At 59.0% G+C, this 17,507-nt stretch carries 16 protein-coding genes; 8 read left to right on the forward strand and 8 right to left on the reverse strand.

The window, feature by feature from the left end; all coding sequences use genetic code 11:
• Positions 1-24 precede the first annotated feature (24 nt).
• A complete protein-coding gene (locus tag CKW17_RS02060; protein WP_095118477.1) occupies positions 25-951 on the forward strand; it encodes a Gfo/Idh/MocA family protein in 927 nt (308 codons plus the stop codon).
• Between the two features lie 111 nt (positions 952-1,062).
• Here CKW17_RS02060 and CKW17_RS02065 read toward each other — a convergent pair whose 3' ends face one another.
• A complete protein-coding gene (locus CKW17_RS02065) occupies positions 1,063-1,989 on the reverse strand; it encodes an alpha/beta hydrolase (RefSeq protein ID WP_176470020.1) in 927 nt (308 codons plus the stop codon).
• Between the two features lie 120 nt (positions 1,990-2,109).
• Between CKW17_RS02065 and CKW17_RS02070 the strand changes: the two genes are divergently transcribed.
• Positions 2,110-3,048: a LysR family transcriptional regulator gene (locus CKW17_RS02070; protein WP_077572477.1), complete on the forward strand. Its 939-nt coding sequence runs from the start codon at positions 2,110-2,112 to the stop codon at positions 3,046-3,048.
• Positions 3,049-3,165: 117 nt separating this feature from the next.
• Here CKW17_RS02070 and CKW17_RS02075 read toward each other — a convergent pair whose 3' ends face one another.
• The 5 genes from CKW17_RS02075 to CKW17_RS02095 form a co-directional block, all read right to left on the reverse strand.
• Complete coding sequence (locus CKW17_RS02075) at positions 3,166-4,431, reverse strand: FAD-binding oxidoreductase (protein ID WP_095118478.1); 1,266 nt, start codon at positions 4,429-4,431, stop codon at positions 3,166-3,168.
• Positions 4,421-6,013, reverse strand: a complete 1,593-nt coding sequence (locus CKW17_RS02080) for an aldehyde dehydrogenase (NADP(+)) (RefSeq protein WP_095118479.1) — start codon at positions 6,011-6,013, stop codon at positions 4,421-4,423. The genes CKW17_RS02075 and CKW17_RS02080 overlap by 11 nt, the downstream gene beginning before the upstream one ends.
• Before the next feature lie 71 nt (positions 6,014-6,084).
• Positions 6,085-7,032, reverse strand: a complete 948-nt coding sequence (locus CKW17_RS02085; RefSeq protein ID WP_095118480.1) for a dihydrodipicolinate synthase family protein — start codon at positions 7,030-7,032, stop codon at positions 6,085-6,087.
• Between the two features lie 55 nt (positions 7,033-7,087).
• Positions 7,088-8,014, reverse strand: a complete 927-nt coding sequence (locus CKW17_RS02090; RefSeq protein ID WP_095118481.1) for a 4-hydroxyproline epimerase — start codon at positions 8,012-8,014, stop codon at positions 7,088-7,090.
• A 22-nt stretch (positions 8,015-8,036) separates the two neighbouring features.
• Positions 8,037-9,662, reverse strand: coding sequence for an APC family permease (locus tag CKW17_RS02095; RefSeq protein WP_095118482.1), 1,626 nt, complete (start codon positions 9,660-9,662; stop codon positions 8,037-8,039).
• Positions 9,663-9,893: 231 nt separating this feature from the next.
• Here CKW17_RS02095 and CKW17_RS02100 point away from each other — a divergent pair, with 231 nt between their 5' ends.
• Positions 9,894-10,664, forward strand: coding sequence for an AraC family transcriptional regulator (locus tag CKW17_RS02100; RefSeq protein ID WP_095118483.1), 771 nt, complete (start codon positions 9,894-9,896; stop codon positions 10,662-10,664).
• A 112-nt stretch (positions 10,665-10,776) separates the two neighbouring features.
• Here CKW17_RS02100 and CKW17_RS02105 read toward each other — a convergent pair whose 3' ends face one another.
• Together CKW17_RS02105 and CKW17_RS02110 are read right to left on the reverse strand one after the other, a co-directional pair.
• Positions 10,777-11,373: a LysE family translocator gene (locus CKW17_RS02105; RefSeq protein WP_095118484.1), complete on the reverse strand. Its 597-nt coding sequence runs from the start codon at positions 11,371-11,373 to the stop codon at positions 10,777-10,779.
• Positions 11,374-11,427: 54 nt separating this feature from the next.
• Positions 11,428-12,264, reverse strand: coding sequence for an AraC family transcriptional regulator (locus CKW17_RS02110; protein ID WP_095118485.1), 837 nt, complete (start codon positions 12,262-12,264; stop codon positions 11,428-11,430).
• A 137-nt stretch (positions 12,265-12,401) separates the two neighbouring features.
• Between CKW17_RS02110 and CKW17_RS02115 the strand changes: the two genes are divergently transcribed.
• From CKW17_RS02115 to benB, 5 genes are all read left to right on the forward strand, one after another.
• Positions 12,402-12,677 carry a hypothetical protein gene (locus CKW17_RS02115; protein ID WP_095118486.1) on the forward strand — a complete coding sequence of 92 codons (276 nt, stop codon included), beginning with the start codon at positions 12,402-12,404 and terminating at the stop codon, positions 12,675-12,677.
• A 67-nt stretch (positions 12,678-12,744) separates the two neighbouring features.
• Entirely contained in the window at positions 12,745-13,668 is a 924-nt protein-coding gene (locus tag CKW17_RS02120; protein ID WP_095118487.1) for a helix-turn-helix domain-containing GNAT family N-acetyltransferase, read from the forward strand.
• Positions 13,669-14,549: 881 nt separating this feature from the next.
• A complete protein-coding gene (locus CKW17_RS02125; RefSeq protein ID WP_095118488.1) occupies positions 14,550-15,506 on the forward strand; it encodes an AraC family transcriptional regulator in 957 nt (318 codons plus the stop codon).
• A gap of 153 nt (positions 15,507-15,659) precedes the next feature.
• A complete protein-coding gene (gene benA / locus CKW17_RS02130) occupies positions 15,660-17,015 on the forward strand; it encodes a benzoate 1,2-dioxygenase large subunit (RefSeq protein ID WP_095118489.1) in 1,356 nt (451 codons plus the stop codon).
• On the forward strand, positions 17,015-17,503 hold the full coding sequence (gene benB, locus CKW17_RS02135; protein ID WP_095118490.1) for a benzoate 1,2-dioxygenase small subunit: 489 nt from the start codon (positions 17,015-17,017) through the stop codon (positions 17,501-17,503). The genes benA and benB overlap by 1 nt, the downstream gene beginning before the upstream one ends.
• Positions 17,504-17,507 lie beyond the last annotated feature (4 nt).

Here is a 17,507-nt window from a genome sequence, read left to right on the forward strand (position 1 = left end):
ACAAAATCAAAACAGGAGTCATTGATGCAACCAATCCGTCTCGGTCTGGTGGGCTACGGCAAGATTGCCCAGGATCAACACGTCCCGGCGATCCTCGCCAATCCGGCTTTCCAGTTGGTCTCCGTCGCTACCCAAGGCCAGCCTTGCCCCGGTGTCGAAAATTTCCGTTCGTTGAGCGAGCTGCTGGAAAACGGTCCGCAGGTTGACGCGATTGCCTTCTGCACGCCGCCGCAAGGTCGTTTTGCCCTGGTGCAGCAAGCGCTGGCCGCCGGCAAACACGTGTTGGTGGAAAAACCACCGTGTGCCACTTTGGGTGAGGCATTGGCCTTGGTTGATCAGGCAGCAGAGCAGGGCGTCAGCGCCTTGTTTGCCTGGCATTCACGCTATGCGCCCGGTATCGAAGCCGCGCGCGACTGGCTCGCCTCGCGCACGCTGCAAAGCGTGCAGATCGACTGGAAAGAAGATGTACGCAAATGGCACCCCGGGCAGACCTGGATCTGGCAACCCGGCGGTCTCGGCGTATTTGATCCGGGCATCAATGCCTTGTCGATCGTCACCCATCTGCTGAAGCTGCCGCTGTTTGTCGAATCCGCTGAGCTGCGCGTACCGAACAACTGCCAATCGCCGATTGCTGCGTCGATCAAAATGGCTGATGCGCATCAACTCGATGTGCGTGCGGAGTTCGACTTCGACCATGGCCATGATGAGCTGTGGAGTATCGAGGTGCGTTGCGCTGAAGGCATGTTGCGCCTGGATAACGGTGGTGCGCTGTTGAGCATTGACGGTGTGCGCCAGGCGGTGTCGGAGGAGGGTGAGTACGCAGCGGTGTATCGGCATTTTCAGCAGTTGATTGGCGACAAGGCAAGTGACCTGGATGTGCAGCCGTTGCGCTTGGTGGCGGACAGTTTTTTTGTCGGCAGCCGGGTGTTGGTTGAGGCGTTTTACGATTAGTGCGGCGGGCAACGTAACCGGTCAATCGCTCTTTACTTGTTTTGCCTTGCCGACGCTCTATTGAAGACAGAATTGCGGGAACTGAAAAGCTCCCGCAGTCTGAGTTTCTACTCAGCGATTGGCTTCGGCCAGACCCGCCTCAATGAAACGTACTGAGCTCTCCATTGCCTGTTGACCTTCTGGCAGCATGGCAGAGTAGAAGTGCCAGGCGTGGAACATGGCAGGCCATACCTCGAGATTGACTCGGACACGGTTGTCCGCCAGATGGGTGGCAAGCCGCATCGCGTCACTCAGCATCAGCTCGTTCTCGCCAATCTGAATCAGAATGGGTGGGAGTCCAGTGACGTCCGCGAAAACCGGCGATGCCAGAGGATGGTTGGCCAGTGTCTCGCCAAGGAATGTTCTGGCAAGAATATCCAGAACAGGCTTGGAATTCAGCGGATCCAGGCCCTCACGGTTGCTCATAGAGGCGCCGGTGTGTTCGAGATTTGCCCAAGGCGAGATCGAAGAACCCACCGCAGGTAACGCAAGCCCTTTGGATTTGGCCGCCACCATCACGCTTACTACCATTGCGCCGCCAGCCGACTCGCCGGAAAACGCGATTTTTTCAGCCGGGATTTTCTGCTCAAGCAACCATTCGTAGGCGCGCAGTGTGTCGTCGATGGATGCGGGGAATTTGTGCTCCGGGGCCAGGCGGTAGTCAGGCATGTATACACGAGCACCCAGCATTTTCGCGTAGTTGCCACCAATGCCGTGGTAGCCATCTGGACGGCCGACAATATACGCCCCGCCATGGATGTACATCACAACTGCGTCGGTCTTGACTTCATCGGGTGTCACCAGGGTCCCTGGAACACCGCCCATGTCGACTGCTTCGAACCTGACGCCGGTGGGCGCTGGATTTTGCGCGAGCATTCCTGCGTAGGCGTCGCGGATATCGCTCATTTTCGTGGTGGTATCAATGCCTTTGAGGACAGGTATCAAATCGCTCAGGCTGTTGGCCCAGGTTTGAACGGCTGCTTTTACTTTCGTATTCATAGTGATCTCGATTGAAGGAGGGCGTTGGATTAGCTAATTGAGATACTATTCTCTTGATTGGGGAATAGGGTTCCCCATAGCGAGTGCCGGGGCGCCCGAACGTTGATCGAGTGAGGAAGTATGGAAATTCATAACCTGAACGACATCGCGGCTTTTGTGAGTTCTGTAAATGCCGGAAGCTTTACCGCAGCTGCCAAGCAATTAGGTCTCACTCGTTCGGCAGTGGGTAAATCGATTGTCAGGCTGGAAGCTCGATTGCAAGTGCGGTTACTCAACCGCACAACCCGCAGTCTGAGCCTGACGGACGACGGTCAGGTTCTCTACGAGCGCTGCGTTGGCATCCTTCAAGATCTTGACGATGTCGAAGATGCACTGGCGTTTCGTCGCTCGACACCCAGTGGGCGATTGCGTATGAGTCTGCCGGTCGCACTGGGTAGGCTTCACGTTCTCCCGCATATCGAATGCTGTCTGAAGGACTGGCCTTCGCTAAGTGTCGACGTTACGTTTTCCGACCGACTGGTAGACCTCATTGATGAGGGGTTTGATCTGGCCATGCGAATTGGCCCGCCGAAAGAGGATTCTCGATTGCTGACACGCACCGTGGCGTACCAGCAGATGATCACCTGTGCTTCACCCCACTATCTGGCTGAGCATCCACGGCCGCAAACGCCCGAAGAACTGTCCACGCACGAATGTCTGCATTTCGTCAGCGGGGGACGATTACTTCCATGGAATTTTCGAGTAGACGGCCAAGCGGTTGCCTTTACTCAAGGTGGGCGGCTACAGATGGACAGCGCGGAAGCGCTGCATGAGTGCGCGATGGCGGGCTTGGGTATTGCGACACTGCCGTCGTACGTAGTGAGCCACCAACTACGCAGCGGCAAGCTTGTTCAACTGCTCGAAGAATACGCTGAGGCCGCAGAACCCATCCGGATCATCTATCCCAGCAAACGACATCTTTCGCCCAAGATCCGCCTGTTCATCGATAAGCTTTTAGACGCGTGGTCTCCTTGTCCGCCGTGGGAACAATGTCTGGTTGATGATATTGGCGCTGTATGAAAAGGGGAGCTGATGCTCCCTGCGGAACGGCTAGTTGCAATGTTGTCAGGAGCGCTGATAGAAGCGTTACAACCGATCACTTGAGGGCAGACGCTCAATCACATCGGCACCCGCCGTTCAGAAACGATCGAGTCTGAAGCGTTCATCTGCCGTCAGATCAGTCACCTGATGCGTCGTTGCTGGCCGAGCCATCCGCACCACCATCTCCGCTGTCACCGCCGCCTGTGTCAGCCCCAGATGCTGATGCCCGAACGCAAGCAACACCTTGCCCTCACACACCTGATCAATCACCGGCAACGAATCCGGTAACGACGGTCGAAAACCCATCCACGGCGTCGCCGCTTCAGCACTCAGATCCTGGCGAAACAAGCCCTGACTCAACCGATGCAACTGCCACGCGCGTTCCATGCTCGGTGGCTTTTCCAGCCCGGCGAACTCAACGGTGCCGGCCAGACGCAACCCTTCGGACATCGGCGTCATGATGAACTTGCGTTCCAGCGAGGTCACGGGGAAGGGCAGTCGGTCGTGTTCCTGAGGCAGCATCAGGTGATACCCGCGCTCGGTGTCCAGCGGTACTTTTTTGCCGGCGAGGGCGGCGGTGAGTTTCGCCGAATGTGCGCCACAGGCGATCAGCACGCGGCGTGCAGTCAGACCGCCATTGCCGGTGGTCAGCATCACCCCGTGCTCTTGCACATAGCCACCCTGAACCTGCTGCTGTACGAAGCTCACGCCGCTGGCCTTGGCCGCTTCGACCAATTCACACACCACGCGATACGGGTCGATGAAGTGCCCGGTGCGCGGAAAGAACAAGCCGCCCTGAATCTGTTCGCTGAGTTGCGGCGCGGTGTCGCGTATGGCGCCGGCCTGCCAGAGGTCGACCGGCACTTGCTGCTGATGCATCCGGGCCTGTAATGCCTGGATGGTCTGACGCGATTCGGGGCGCTCGAATACCAGTAACGATCCATCGATCTTCAGCAGGTCCGGCCGCTGGATGTCGGCGAGCAAGCGCTGCCAGGCCTCCAGACTGCTTTCATTCAGGGCGCGCAAGCCTGCTACGGTATTCTGAAAAGGCGCCGGGCGCAGATTCAGCAACAGCCGGGTAAACCACGGCAAGGCGCGCGGCAGGTATTTCCAGTCCAGCCGCAATGGCCCCATCGGATCCAGCAGCATGGCTGGCAGGCGCTTGAGGATGGACGCGTCGGCAATTGGAAACACCTGCTCGGTCGCCAGATGCCCGGCGTTGCCGAACGAGGCGCCGTGGCCGGGTGGCTGCTGATCAATCACCACCACACGCAATCCCTGGCGCGCCAGACGCAGTGCGCAGGCGACGCCGATGATGCCGGCGCCGACCACAGCAATGTCGTGGGAGACGTTATTGGTCATGGTACTGCGCTTCCCTTTGCCCATCGAGCAGACGTCGCAATTGCAGCGGGTTGTCATGTTTCAACGCTTCAGGCAGCAAGTTCTCCGGGAAGTCCTGATAGCAGACCGGACGCAGAAAACGCAGAATTGCCGCTGTACCCACGGATGTAGTGCGCGAGTCTGAGGTGGCCGGGAACGGCCCGCCGTGAACCATTGCGTCACACACCTCGACGCCGGTGGGCCAGCCGTTGACCAGCAACCGACCGGCCTTGCGTTCCAGTGTCGGCAGCAGGTCGCGTGCCTGTTCCAGGTCTTGCTCATCCAGATGCAATGTCGCGGTCAACTGGCCCTCCAGATGTTCGGTGACCTGGCGGATTTCAGTTTCACTTTCGCATTGCACAATTAATGCAGCTGCACCGAAGGCTTCAGCTTGCAGGCGGTGATCGGCGAGAAAGTCGGCGGCTTCGGTCACGAATACACGGGCCTGACATTGATTCGGGCCGTTGCCGCTTAGACCAACACCCGCGATGTTCGCACTGGCATTCTCGGCCAGCGCATTCACGGCAGATTCGTAAGCACTGAAGATGCCCGGTGTGAGCATCGTTTGCGCCGGACTGCGTTGAATAATTTCGGTGGTGGCGCCAATGAATCTGTCCAGCGCCGGTTCTTTCAAGGCAATCACCAAGCCCGGATTTGTGCAGAACTGGCCCGCGCCCAGCGTCAGCGACGCCACAAACCCTTCAGCCAACGCCTGCGTGCGATTCTCCAGCGCCGCAGGAAACAGCAGCACCGGATTGATCGAACTCATTTCCGCGTATACCGGAATCGGCTCGGGCCGTGCTTGCGCCGCTTGAATCAATGCCAGACCGCCGCTGCGCGAGCCGGTGAAACCCACTGCTTTGATCCGTGGATCAGTGACCAGCGCAATGCCCACTTCGCGGCCGGAACCGTACAGCAACGAGAACACGCCTTCCGGCAAACCACAGGTTTTTACCGCCCGAGCGACTGCGCGGCCGACCAGTTCGCTGGTGCCGGGATGCGCACTGTGCGCTTTGACGATCACCGGGCAACCGGCGGCCAGCGCCGATGCGGTGTCACCGCCGGCCACGGAGAACGCCAGCGGGAAATTGCTCGCGCCGAACACCGCAACCGGCCCCAGTGCAATCTGCCGTTGACGCAGATCCGCGCGCGGCAGTGGTTGGCGCTGCGGTTGCGCGCTATCGACGCGCACATCCAGCCACTCACCAGCGCGGACCGTGCGGGCGAACATTCTTAATTGTTGGCAAGTGCGCCCGCGTTCGCCCAATAAACGCGCACGCGGCAGGCCGGTTTCGGTGTGGGCACGCTCGATCAGTTCATCGCCGAGGGCTTCGATTTCCTTGGCAATGCTTTCGATAAATTCGGCGCGGACATTCAGGGTAGTTTCGCGATAAACATCGAACGCTGCCCAAGCCAGAGCACAGGCCTGTTCGACATGCTCGGCCGATCCACCGGCATACGCTGGTTGCAGCGCTTCATCGGTGGCCGGATTGATCCCGCGAATGGCGGCGCGATTGCCCGCAACCGAGTGCTGTCCGATCAGCATGTGGCCCGTCAGAGTCATGGTGTCTTCCTGATGAAAAGGGAAATGCCTGCCGCGTAGCACTACGCATCGCGGCAGGTGAGGCTGAAGTGTCAGGCGAAGCTCTGTTCCGCCGACCAGTTCTCGTACCAGTGACGGAACAGCGAGTACTGCTTCTCGGCATAACGCCGCTGCGAATCGCTCAACGCATCGGTTTCGGTGAAGTGCAGGGTGTATTCCTTGTCGCCGTTGAGCACCATCAGGTGTTTGTAATACAGCACCAGGTCGCAGCCTTCATCGAACGACGACAACACGGCCAGCGCCGATTCCAGCTCCCGCGCCTGACGACGGGCCTTGGCATCACCCTTGGCCGCTTGCTTGCTCAGCGCGACCAGTTGCAGCACCTCGCGGGGCAGCGCGTTGCCGATACCGGTGATCGCGCCGGTGGCGTTGCAGTTGACGAAACCGTGCACCACTTGGGTGTCGACGCCGACCATCAGGGTCACGTCTTCATCTTTGGAGGTGATGTTTTCGGCGGCGTAACGCAGGTCGGCGCCACCGCCAAACTCCTTGAAGCCGATCAGGTTCGGGTGCTCGCGGCGCAGTTCGAAGAACAGGTCGGCGCGGGTGGCGAAGCCGTAGTAGGGGCTGTTGTAGATCACTGCCGGCAGGTTCGGCGCGGCTTGCAGAATCGCGGCGAAGTGGGCTTTTTGCGCGGCCGGCGAAGCACCACGGGACAGTACGCGCGGAATCACCATCAAACCCTGCGCGCCGACTTTCGCCGCGTGCGCTGCATGGGAAACCGCTTCACGGGAATTCACCGCGCCGGTTCCGACAATCGTTGGAATCCCGGCAGAGACCAGGCGCGCCACGCCTTCCTGCCGTTCAGCCTCGGTCAACAGCGGCCAGTCGCCCATCGAACCGCAATAAACCACGGCGCTCATGCCGACATCGATCAGCTCGCGACCCTTGGCCACCAACGCGTCGAAGTCCGGTTTGCGCTGGGCGGTGCATGGGGTCATCAGGGCCGGCATGCAACCGGTGAAGATGTTGTCGCTCATTGCTTTAACTCCTTGGCACATCGTTCAAATTGAGGTGAAAAGTCAGCGCGGCGGCTCAGATGCCCCACGCGAACGGGTCTGCTTCGTCGATCAGCAACGTGCTGTCGGCGGTCATGTAGGCACGGCCGGTGATGAACGGGCGGATGCGTTCGCCATGCCATTCAAAGCGGCCTTCGAACTGGCTGCCGGTGATGCTCGCCTGCACCCAGGTTGCGCCGGGTTGCAGTTTTTCGTCGGCCGCAAGGCAGGCGAGTTTGGCGCTGGTGCCGGTGCCGCAAGGGGAGCGGTCGTAGGCTTTGCCAGGGCACATGACGAAGTTGCGGCTGTCGGCCCGATCGTCATCGGCGAACAGTTCGATGTGATCGATGACGGCACCGTCTTCGCCGAAAATGCCTTGGTCTTCGAGGGCTTTGAGCATCGCCCAGGTGTACGCCGTGAGGTGTTCGACGTTGTCCATCGTCAGCGTCTGACCGTGCTCGGAGACGAGGAAGAACCAGTTGCCGCCATAGGCGATATCGCCCAACACGCGGCCGTAACCCGGCACATCCACCGGTACCTGTTTGCGGTGGCGATAAGCGGGGACGTTGCCCAAGGTGACGGTTCCGTCGCCATGCAAAGTGGCGCTGACCGGGCCGACCGGGGTGTCGATCTTGTGCACGCCCGGTTCGATTTTCCCCAGGTACTGCAACGAGTTGATCAGACCAATCGTTCCGTGGCCGCACATGCCCAGATAACCGGCGTTGTTGAAGAAAATCACCCCGCACGTGGCGTCCGGCGAGACCGGCGCGCAATACAACGCGCCGACCAGTACATCATTGCCACGGGGCTCCAGCAGGCAGGCGCGGCGCCATTGATCATGCTGAGTGCGCAGCGCATCGCGTTTTTCCACCATGCTGTTGCCGGGCAGATCGGGGAAGCCTGTCATCACCAGACGCGTGGGTTCACCGCCGGTGTGGGAATCAATGACGTGTAGTTTTTTCATGGATAGATTCCTTTAGGTGATTTCAGTAGGCGCCGGCAGGGCGCGCAGACACGGTCGAGGCGTGGGCGGCGACTTCGCTTTCCTCGTCGTCCTCTTCCAGACGCAGCAGATGCGCCGGCACGCCGGTCGCGGCGCCCCAGTAATAAATGCCGGTGGCGCAAGCAGCGACGCCGATGGTGTCGAACGGGTGTGCGAGGATGCCGAGGCCGCCAAAGGTGCCGAGCTTCGACAGCACGATGGTCACCGCGTAGAAGGCGATCAACCACGCCGAGGAGCGCACTTGGCTGGCCAGATTGAGGTGAGCGCTCGGCACAAAACGACCGCACAGCAGATACACAACGAACATCAGGATTTGCAGGCCGAGCAGCCACGACACAGTGTTCCAGCCCGACCAGTAGACAATCAGCGCGGCGATGATGAATGACACCGGCCCGAGCACGCCCATGCATTTGACCCGGAACGGCCGTGGCATGTCTGGCGCATTACGGCGCAGCGCGGCCACGGTCACAGGGGCTACGGCGTAGCTCAACACCAGCGCAGCGGAAACCACGTTGATCAGCGCTTCCCACGACGGGAACGGCAGGGTCCAGAACACCGACAGGGCAAAGGTCAGCCACAGCGCCGGACGCGGAATGCCGGACTTTTCATCGATGTGGGTGAAGACTTTGAAGAAGGTGCCGGTCTGCGCCCAGCCATAGATCACTCGCGGGGTGGCGTTCATGTAGATGTTGCCGCAGCCGCTCGGCGAGATCACCGCATCGGCGACCACCAGATACGCCAGCCAGCCCACACCGAGTGCCAAGGCGATGTCGCGGTACGGCAGGGAAAATTCCTTGCTGATACCGGCCCAGCCATTGGCGAGCATTTCGGTCGGGATGCTGCCGAGAAAGGCCATTTGCAGCAGCACGTAAATCAACGTCGACAGCAGCACCGAGAGGATCAGTGCGATGGGAATGGTGCGCTGTGGATTCTTCACTTCACTGGCCACCGAGATGATCGGCGTCAGCCCCAGGTAAGCGAAAATCACACCGCCCGCCGACACCGCCATTTCGATACCGGACAAGCCGAACGGGGCGAAACCTTGTACTTGGAAATTCGCCGGTTTGAAGAAGGTGAACAGCACGCCGATCACCAGCAGCGGCACGATGAACTTGAACACGCTGACCAGATTGTTGGCCTTGGCGAAGGTTTTCACGCTGCGGTAGTTGAGCAGGAAAAACACGCACAACAGCCCGAACTGCACCAGCCAGCCGAGAATCGTCGGATCGCCAGAACCAGCCTTGGTCAGCTCGGGAAACCATGCCGCCGCGTATTGGCGCGAGGCAACCACTTCAATCGCCACCAGACTGGAAAATGCGATCAGAGTGATGAAGCCCATCAAGTAGCCGAGCAGCGGCCCGTGGGAGTAAACCGGATAGCGCACAACGCCGCCGGCACGCGGTAATGCCGCGCCCAGCTCGCAATAGACGATGCCCAGCAACAACACGGCAAAACCACCCAGCAGCCAGGAGAAAATCCCCGCCGGCCCGGCAATGGCGGACACATGACTGGCCGCGAACAACCAGCCGGAACCGAAGATCGCCCCGAGCCCGATAAATGTGAGGTCGATCAGTGAAAGCTGTTTTTTGAACTTGCCTTGGCCTGACATGGCATCGCCTTCTTGTGAGTTATTGGATAGGCAGTTGTGTCACTGGGACGGCCAGACTTTGAACTCATCGATGGTGTGGCGATTGATGTTTTGCGGTGGCTTCGATGACGAAATCAGCACAATCGCACTGGTGAAACGTGGCCCTCGACAGGTCTTGAGCGATGCTGCAATCTGCACGCGAAGGCCGCATGGCGGGCGCTTCGTCCATCCACGTTACGAGAGGAATCTTTGATGCAACAGGCGTTTTCGATCCTGTCTCAAGGCGTTGATGGGCATCGTCCGCAGACACTGGAGGAGTTGTTGGCCGGTGCGGCGCTGTTGTTGCCGATGCTCGATGTGATCCCTAACGCGGCGATTTTCATCAAGGATGTGCAGGCCCGTTACGTGCTCGCGAATCGCACGCTGGTGCAGCGCTGTGGCTTGAAGGATTTGCGTCCGTTACTGGGCAAGACCAGCGCGCAGGTGTTCCCGGCGCAACTCGGGCCAGGCTACACCGAGCAGGATCGCAAGGTGCTGGAGGAGGGCTTTGTGCTGGAGGATCAACTGGAGTTGCATCTGTACGGCAGTCGTGAACCGGGTTGGTGCCTGACGCACAAGCAGCCGCTGTACAACCGTGACGGCGTGATCATTGGCCTGGCGGGGATTTCCGTGGACCTGCAATCGGCCAGTGAAACGCACCCGGCATTCGAGCGGCTGGCGGCAGTCGATGAGCACATCCGCGCGAATTTCAATCGACGCGTGACCCTCGGTGAACTGACCCGCATCGCCGGTATTTCAGTCGCGCAACTGGAGCGTTACTGCAAACGGGTGTTCCACCTGACGCCACGGCAGATGATCCAGAAAGTGCGCCTCGAACACGCGCACCGCTTGCTACACACCGACCTGCCGATTACCGATGTGGCGCTGCAATGCGGCTACACCGATCACAGCGCTTTCACCCGCCAGTTCAAGGCGTCTACCGGGTTTACTCCGCGCGAGTATCGGCAGGCCACCTCACCCTGATGAAATGGTATTGAAGCGCTATGTAGGAGCTGCCGAAGGCTGCGATCTTTTGATTCTGTTTTTTAAGATCAAGATCAACAGATCGCAGCCTTCGGCAGCTCCTACAGTGGAGTTATTTCAGGATGGTCAGCCATGCCGAGAGCAGCAGTAACAAGGCAAGCGTCGCGTTCATCCGCTTGAACGCTTTCGGCGACCCCATCAATCGCGCACTGCCCACACCCAGCAACGCCCACAACGTCATGCATGGCAACGACACCAGCAGAAACGCCAGCGACAACACCAGCAGCCGCAGGGTCTTGTCACCACCGCCGACAAACACGCTGACCACCGCCACAGCCATCATCCACACTTTGGGGTTGACCAGTTGCAGCATCGCCGCGCCGAGCACGCTGAAACCCTCTTCCTGCGTATCCGTCGGGTCCAGCGACGGCGGCGCACTGCGAAAGATCTGCCACGCCAGCCAGCTCAACCAGAGCACACCGCCCCAGGCCATCGCTTGCTGCACGCGCGGGTAGCGCAGCAAGGTTTCGCCGGCACCGAGGCCGACCACCAATACAATCAGTGCCGCCGCCGCGCAGGCACCAAAAATGATCGGCAATGTGGCGAGCAAGCCTTGGCGCGAACTGTGGCTCAGCACCAGAATATTGGTCGGCCCCGGCGTGATCGAGGCAACGAAAGCAAACAGCAGGAAGGGCAATAATGACGCCATGGGCGGATTCCTTGGAAGTAAACACAGGAAGCCATGATCGCCAGCCGTTGTGGATCAGTCTGGAAGGTTTGAGCAGCGCTTGCGGTAGTCGGCGGGGGTAAGCTGGTAGGCGCGGCGGAACCAGCGGCCCAGATGACTCTGGTCAGCAAAACCGAGCACGCTGGCGACCTGCGCCGGCGTTTCACCCCGGGCCAGCAACTGCCGCGCCTTGGCCAGCCGTAACTGGATCAGATACGCGTGGGGCGCCAGGCCAAAAGCAGACTTGAAGGCGCGGCTGAGACGAAAACGGTCTACCCCGCAGATCCGCGCGAGATCATCGAGACCGATATCTTCATAGGTGTGCGCGTGCAGATAATCCCGCGCCAGTTGCGCCACCAATGGCAGGCGCGGATCGAAAACCTGGCGCTTGCGCCAGTCGAGATGGCGCGTGAGCGAGCTCAGCAAACCATCGACGGCGGTCTGCCGGACGATGCGCAGATCGCCGTCATGCAGCGCATGGAAGGCTTGACTGATCGCTGTGGCCAGACGCGGATCCTGACTCAGCGTGTCGGCAAAACCGGGCTGGCTGTCGGCCGGGGCGTCTTCGAACAGCGCGTGCATTTCACGCTCCAGCCAGTGCGGATCGAGGTAGAGCATCGAATAGGTAAAACCTTCCTCGGTCGGCGCTTGCCCATCGTGGATTTCCCCCGGCTCCAGCAGGAACACGTTGCCCGGCGTACTGCGATGGCGCACGCGGCGGCAATTGAACTGCTGCACACCTTGCTCGGTGACGCCGACGAGGAAACTGTCATGCCAGTGCGGATCGTAGGCATGGCCCTCAAAGTGAGCGCGAATCGATTCAATCCCGGTGTCGACATCCTGGGAAAGATCGATCCAGTTGCGTTTATCCACGAAGTCTCCAGTGTTCGGCGTTAAAAGGTGCGGCTCCATAAAATACCGCGCAATGGTGAAGGGCGTTTAGAAGATTTGTGCAGGTGAGGGGGCTAGACTCTGTAGGTCACGACCCCTTTGGCGGCAGGTGAAATACGATGCTCAACCGATGCTCGCTCTGGGGCATGCTTACCCTGATCGGCCTCAGCCTGACGTTTAACGCAGGCTGTTCCAGCCGAAAACACTATCCACCGTCGGGTGTTGGCGATGCCTGCTACGCCAAAGCCTTGCCGTCGGTCGGCGAGGGCGGTCTGGCCTGGGGCTCCAGTTTGAACATGGCTCGGCAGAAGTCGATGAACAACTGCATCCGCTATGCCGGTCGGTCTGGAGGCACGCCGGATACCTGTCAGGTGGTCTTGGCCAAATGCAAATAGCTTTCTGTTGACATGGTTGCTTCAGGCAAATATATAGTTGCCTTAAGCAACTACTTGAGTATCTGCCATGTCCAGCAGCCATCTCCTCGAACAAGCCGACGTTGTGCGCGGCTTCAACCGCTTCTACACCCATCAGATCGGCGTACTGCAGGAGCATCTGCTGCAAAGCGATTACTCGCTGACTGAGCTGCGCATTTTGTATGAACTCGCCTCGCGTGGTGACCTGACCAGCGCTGATCTGCGCCAGATGCTCGGCCTCGACGCCGGTTATATGAGCCGCATCATCAGCGGTTTCGAAAAGCGCGGCCTGATCCAAAAAGTCCCGTCACCCACGGATGCCCGTGCTGCACAATTGCACCTCACTGACATCGGGCGCGAAATTCTGGTCCCGCTGGAAAAGGCTTCCCGCGAACAGATCGTCGCCATGCTCGAGCGATTGCCTGAACCGCAGCAAAAACAACTGATCGGCGCCATGACGCTGATCCAGGCACTGCTGGAGGGCAGCAAGGATTCAACTTACCTGTTGCGCGATCCGCAGCCCGGCGACATGGGCACGGTGATGCAACAACAAGCGGCACTCTACACCCGCGAATACGGTTGGAACGCGGAGTTCGAGGTGTTGGTGGCGGAGGTGGTCGCCAAGTACCTGCGTGATTACGACCCGACGAGCGAGCGCTGCTGGATTGCGGAAAAGGACGGCAAGGTCATCGGCTCCGTGTTCATCGTCCGCCAGGACGCCACCACTGCCAAACTGCGCATGCTCTACGTCGACGCCAGCGCGCGGGGCTTGGGCATTGGCAGTCGTCTGGTCGAGGAGTGCCTGCGCTTTGCCCGGCAGATTGGCTACCAGAAAATGACCCTGTGGACGACCAGCAACCTGACGGCTGCACGCAAGATTTATCAGCAGGCCGGGTTTGAACTGGTGGAGGAAGAAGCGGTTCACAGCTTTGGCAAGGATCTGGTGAGTCAGACGTGGGCGCGGGCGTTGTGATCTGATTTTCATCGGTGGGTGCAGTGAAAAGGCAGACGAAAAAAAAACCGCCTTTGCGGGGCGGTTCTTTTGTAAACCTTGGGTTGCGACCGAGGTTTGTTGCTTCACTAGCTGCTTTAACGTTCGCTCATGGTAGGAGTCTTTGTGCCCCCTTGCAAGGTTAAAGTTCGTATGAAGCTGGTTGTTTGTGCTATTTCATTTCCAGAAAAAGCTGGCAGAAATAATGGTTAACAAAACAGAAAATTACTTTTCCTGAAAGCCTTTGAATGAAGGTTATGATGCGGGCGCTCACTTGTTCGAGCAGCGGTGAGGCCAGGCTGGTGACTAAACGGTTTCATGCCCTTTGACACGGTTTTGCACCCGTGCCGGAATGATGTTTCGGAGGGATTTCAACCGGCCGCCTCACTAGCTGCTTTAACGTGCAGGCTGAAGGCAAGCATGATCCGGTAAGTTTGCCGGAGGTTTGGCCCCCAGCCCTGGAGGCCGAAACGTATGAAGCTTTTGCTGCGTACGCTGAGCCTTGTATGGAGATTGTTTAAAGCATTTCGCTTTTACGAGTTCCTGCGAGACCACTTTGACGACCTGAAGTAACGGCCGTTGAGGTGGGGGAAGCCCGTTCCAGTTTCGACTGAAGCGGGCTTTTTTTGTTTTATAAAACTGTCATAAGTAGGATTTTTCTTTATCGGGTTTTTTTGGCGTGTAGGGCATTTCTTCGGCAAGTGTAGGCGTTGTTCAAACACACTCTGTAATCCACAAAAAGTGTTCGATTATCGAGTACCCAAACCTTCGTCCAATTGCCCACCCTGACACTCCGGCGTACTGTGACGCGTGATGCCTGAAACCCCGTGAAACCAAAATAACGACAACAACGAGCACCTCCCATGGACAGCCATCTGCTGAGCGATCGCAGCAGCGTGTTTCGTCACGCTGACCCTTATGCCGTCTCCGACTACGTCAATCAGCACGTCGGCCAGCACTTCATCGGCCTGTCCAGAACCGCCCACCCGCAAGCCAGCCTCAACCATCGCAAACTCGCCAATCTCGATCTGGCCCGCATCAGCTATGGCGGCAGCGTACGCGTGACCTCCGTGGCCCTGGAGACCGTTTACCATCTGCAAGTGCTGCTGCAAGGCAATTGCCTGTGGCGCGGGCACAAGCGCGAGCAGCATCTGGTGCCGGGCGAGTTGCTGTTGATCAATCCGGATGATCCGGTCGATCTGACTTACTCGGATGATTGCGAGAAATTCATCCTCAAGGTGCCGGTCAGCGTGCTTGAATCGGTGTGCGACGAGCAGCGCTGGCAGCGTCCGGCAAGCGGTATCCGTTTCCTGCGCAATCACTATCGGCTCGATGAGCTGGAAGGCTTCACCAATCTGCTGGCGATGATCTGTCAGGAAGCCGAGGCCAGCGACCCGTTGCTGCGGGTGCAGGAGCATTACGCGCAGATCATCGGTAGCAAACTGATCTCGCTGATGAACACCAATGTCAGCCGTGAGTGCCTAAGCGCACCGAACGTCAGCTTCGAGCGCATCGTCGATTACATCGAGCGCAATCTGAAACTGGATTTGCCGGCCGAACATCTGGCCGCACAGGCGAGCATGAGCCCGCGCTCGCTGTACGTTTTGTTCGAACGCCAACTCGGCGTCACGCCGATGCAATACATCCGCCAGCGCAAACTGGCGCGCATCCACACCTGCCTCAGCGATCCAAGTTGCCCGGTGCGCAGTCTCACCGAACTGGCCCTGGACTACGGCTTCCTGCACCTCGGTCGCTTCTCCGAAAGCTATCGCCAACAGTACGGCGAACTGCCGTCGCAGACCTTCAAACGCCGCCACTAAAACACAGCGCTAAAACCCTCTCCGAAACACGCCGAATCATCTGCCGCGCCATCCTGCACAAAACGGATAGCGATCTGCAGGATTCGGCTATTGCCCCGTGCATCGCCTCCCTAATCTGACCTGGCCTGAACAATAACAATGGAGGCCCCGGCCATGTCCCTGGGAATCGACTACCTCAATGCCATGCTTGAAGAAGACAAGGAGAAGGGCGCCTACCGCTGCAAGCGGGAGATGTTCACTGATCCGCGGCTGTTCGAACTGGAAATGGCGCACATCTTCGAAGGCAACTGGATTTACCTCGCCCACGAAAGCCAGATCCCCAACAACAACGATTTTCTCACCACCACCATGGGGCGCCAGCCGATCTTCATCGCGCGCAACAAGGATGGTGTGCTCAACGCCTTCCTCAATGCCTGCAGCCATCGCGGCGCCATGTTGTGCCGGCACAAGTCCGGCAACCGCTCCAGCTACACCTGCCCGTTTCACGGCTGGACGTTCAACAACAGTGGCAAACTGCTCAAGGTCAAAGACCCGAGCGAGGCTGGATACCCGCAAGGTTTCAACTGCGAAGGCTCCCATGACCTGACCAAAGTCGCGCGTTTCGAGTCCTATCGCGGCTTTCTGTTCGGCAGTCTGAATGCCGATGTGAAATCCCTTGCTGAACACTTGGGCGAATCGGCAAAAATCATCGACATGATCGTCGATCAGTCGCCAGAAGGCCTGGAAGTGTTGCGCGGCTCCAGCTCTTACATTTACGAAGGCAATTGGAAACTCACCGCTGAAAATGGCGCCGACGGCTACCATGTCAGCTCGGTGCACTGGAACTACGCCGCCACCCAGAACCAGCGCCAGCAGCGCGAAGCAGGTGAGGCGATCAAGACCATGAGCGCTGGCAGTTGGGCGAAGAAGGGCGGCGGCTTTTACTCGTTCGATCACGGCCATCTGCTGCTCTGGACACGCTGGGCCAACCCCGAAGATCGTCCGGCCTACGAGCGTCGCGACGAACTGGCCCGTGAGTTCGGTCAGGCCCGTGCCGACTGGATGATCGAGAACTCACGCAACCTGTGCCTGTACCCCAACGTGTACTTGATGGATCAGTTCAGCTCACAGATCCGTATCGCCCGGCCGATCTCGGTCAACAAGACCGAAATCACCATTTACTGCATCGCCCCCAAAGGTGAAAGCGCCGAAGCCCGAGCCAAACGCATTCGTCAGTACGAAGACTTCTTCAACGTCAGCGGCATGGCCACGCCGGATGATCTGGAAGAGTTTCGCTCGTGCCAGACCGGTTATGGCGCCGGGCGCGGCTGGAACGACATGTCCCGTGGCGCCACCCACTGGGTTGAAGGCGCGGACGCAGCGGCCGAAGAAATCGACCTGAAACCGCTGCTCTCCGGCATGCGCACCGAAGACGAAGGCCTGTTCGTGCTGCAACACAAGTACTGGCAGGAAACCATGCTCAAAGCCGCTGCCAGCGAACCACAACTGATCCCCGTGGAGGCCGTGTGATGAACAACCGCTACGACAGCGTGCGCGATTTTCTCTACCGCGAAGCGCGCTATCTCGATGACGGCCAATGGGATCAATGGCTGGAACTGTACGCCGCCGATGCGACCTTCTGGATGCCGGCCTGGGACGACAACGACACCCTCACCGAAGACCCGCAAAGCGAAATCTCGCTGATCTGGTACGGCAACCGTGGCGGCCTCGAAGATCGCATCTTCCGGATCAAGACCGAGCGCTCCAGCGCGACCATTCCCGACACCCGCACCTCGCACAACCTGAGCAACATCGAAATCGTCGAGCACAGCGCAGACCAGTGCCTGGTGCGCTTCAACTGGCACACCCTGAGCTTTCGTTATCAGGTCACCGACAGCTACTTCGGCAGCAGTTTCTACACCCTCGATCTGCGCGGCGAACAGCCGCTGATCAAGGCCAAGAAAGTCGTGCTGAAAAACGATTACGTCCGTCAGGTCATCGACATCTACCACATCTAGTCGA

It is taken from the genome of Pseudomonas sp. Irchel s3f10 (assembly GCF_900187515.1).
GTDB lineage: Bacteria > Pseudomonadota > Gammaproteobacteria > Pseudomonadales > Pseudomonadaceae > Aquipseudomonas > Aquipseudomonas tensinigenes.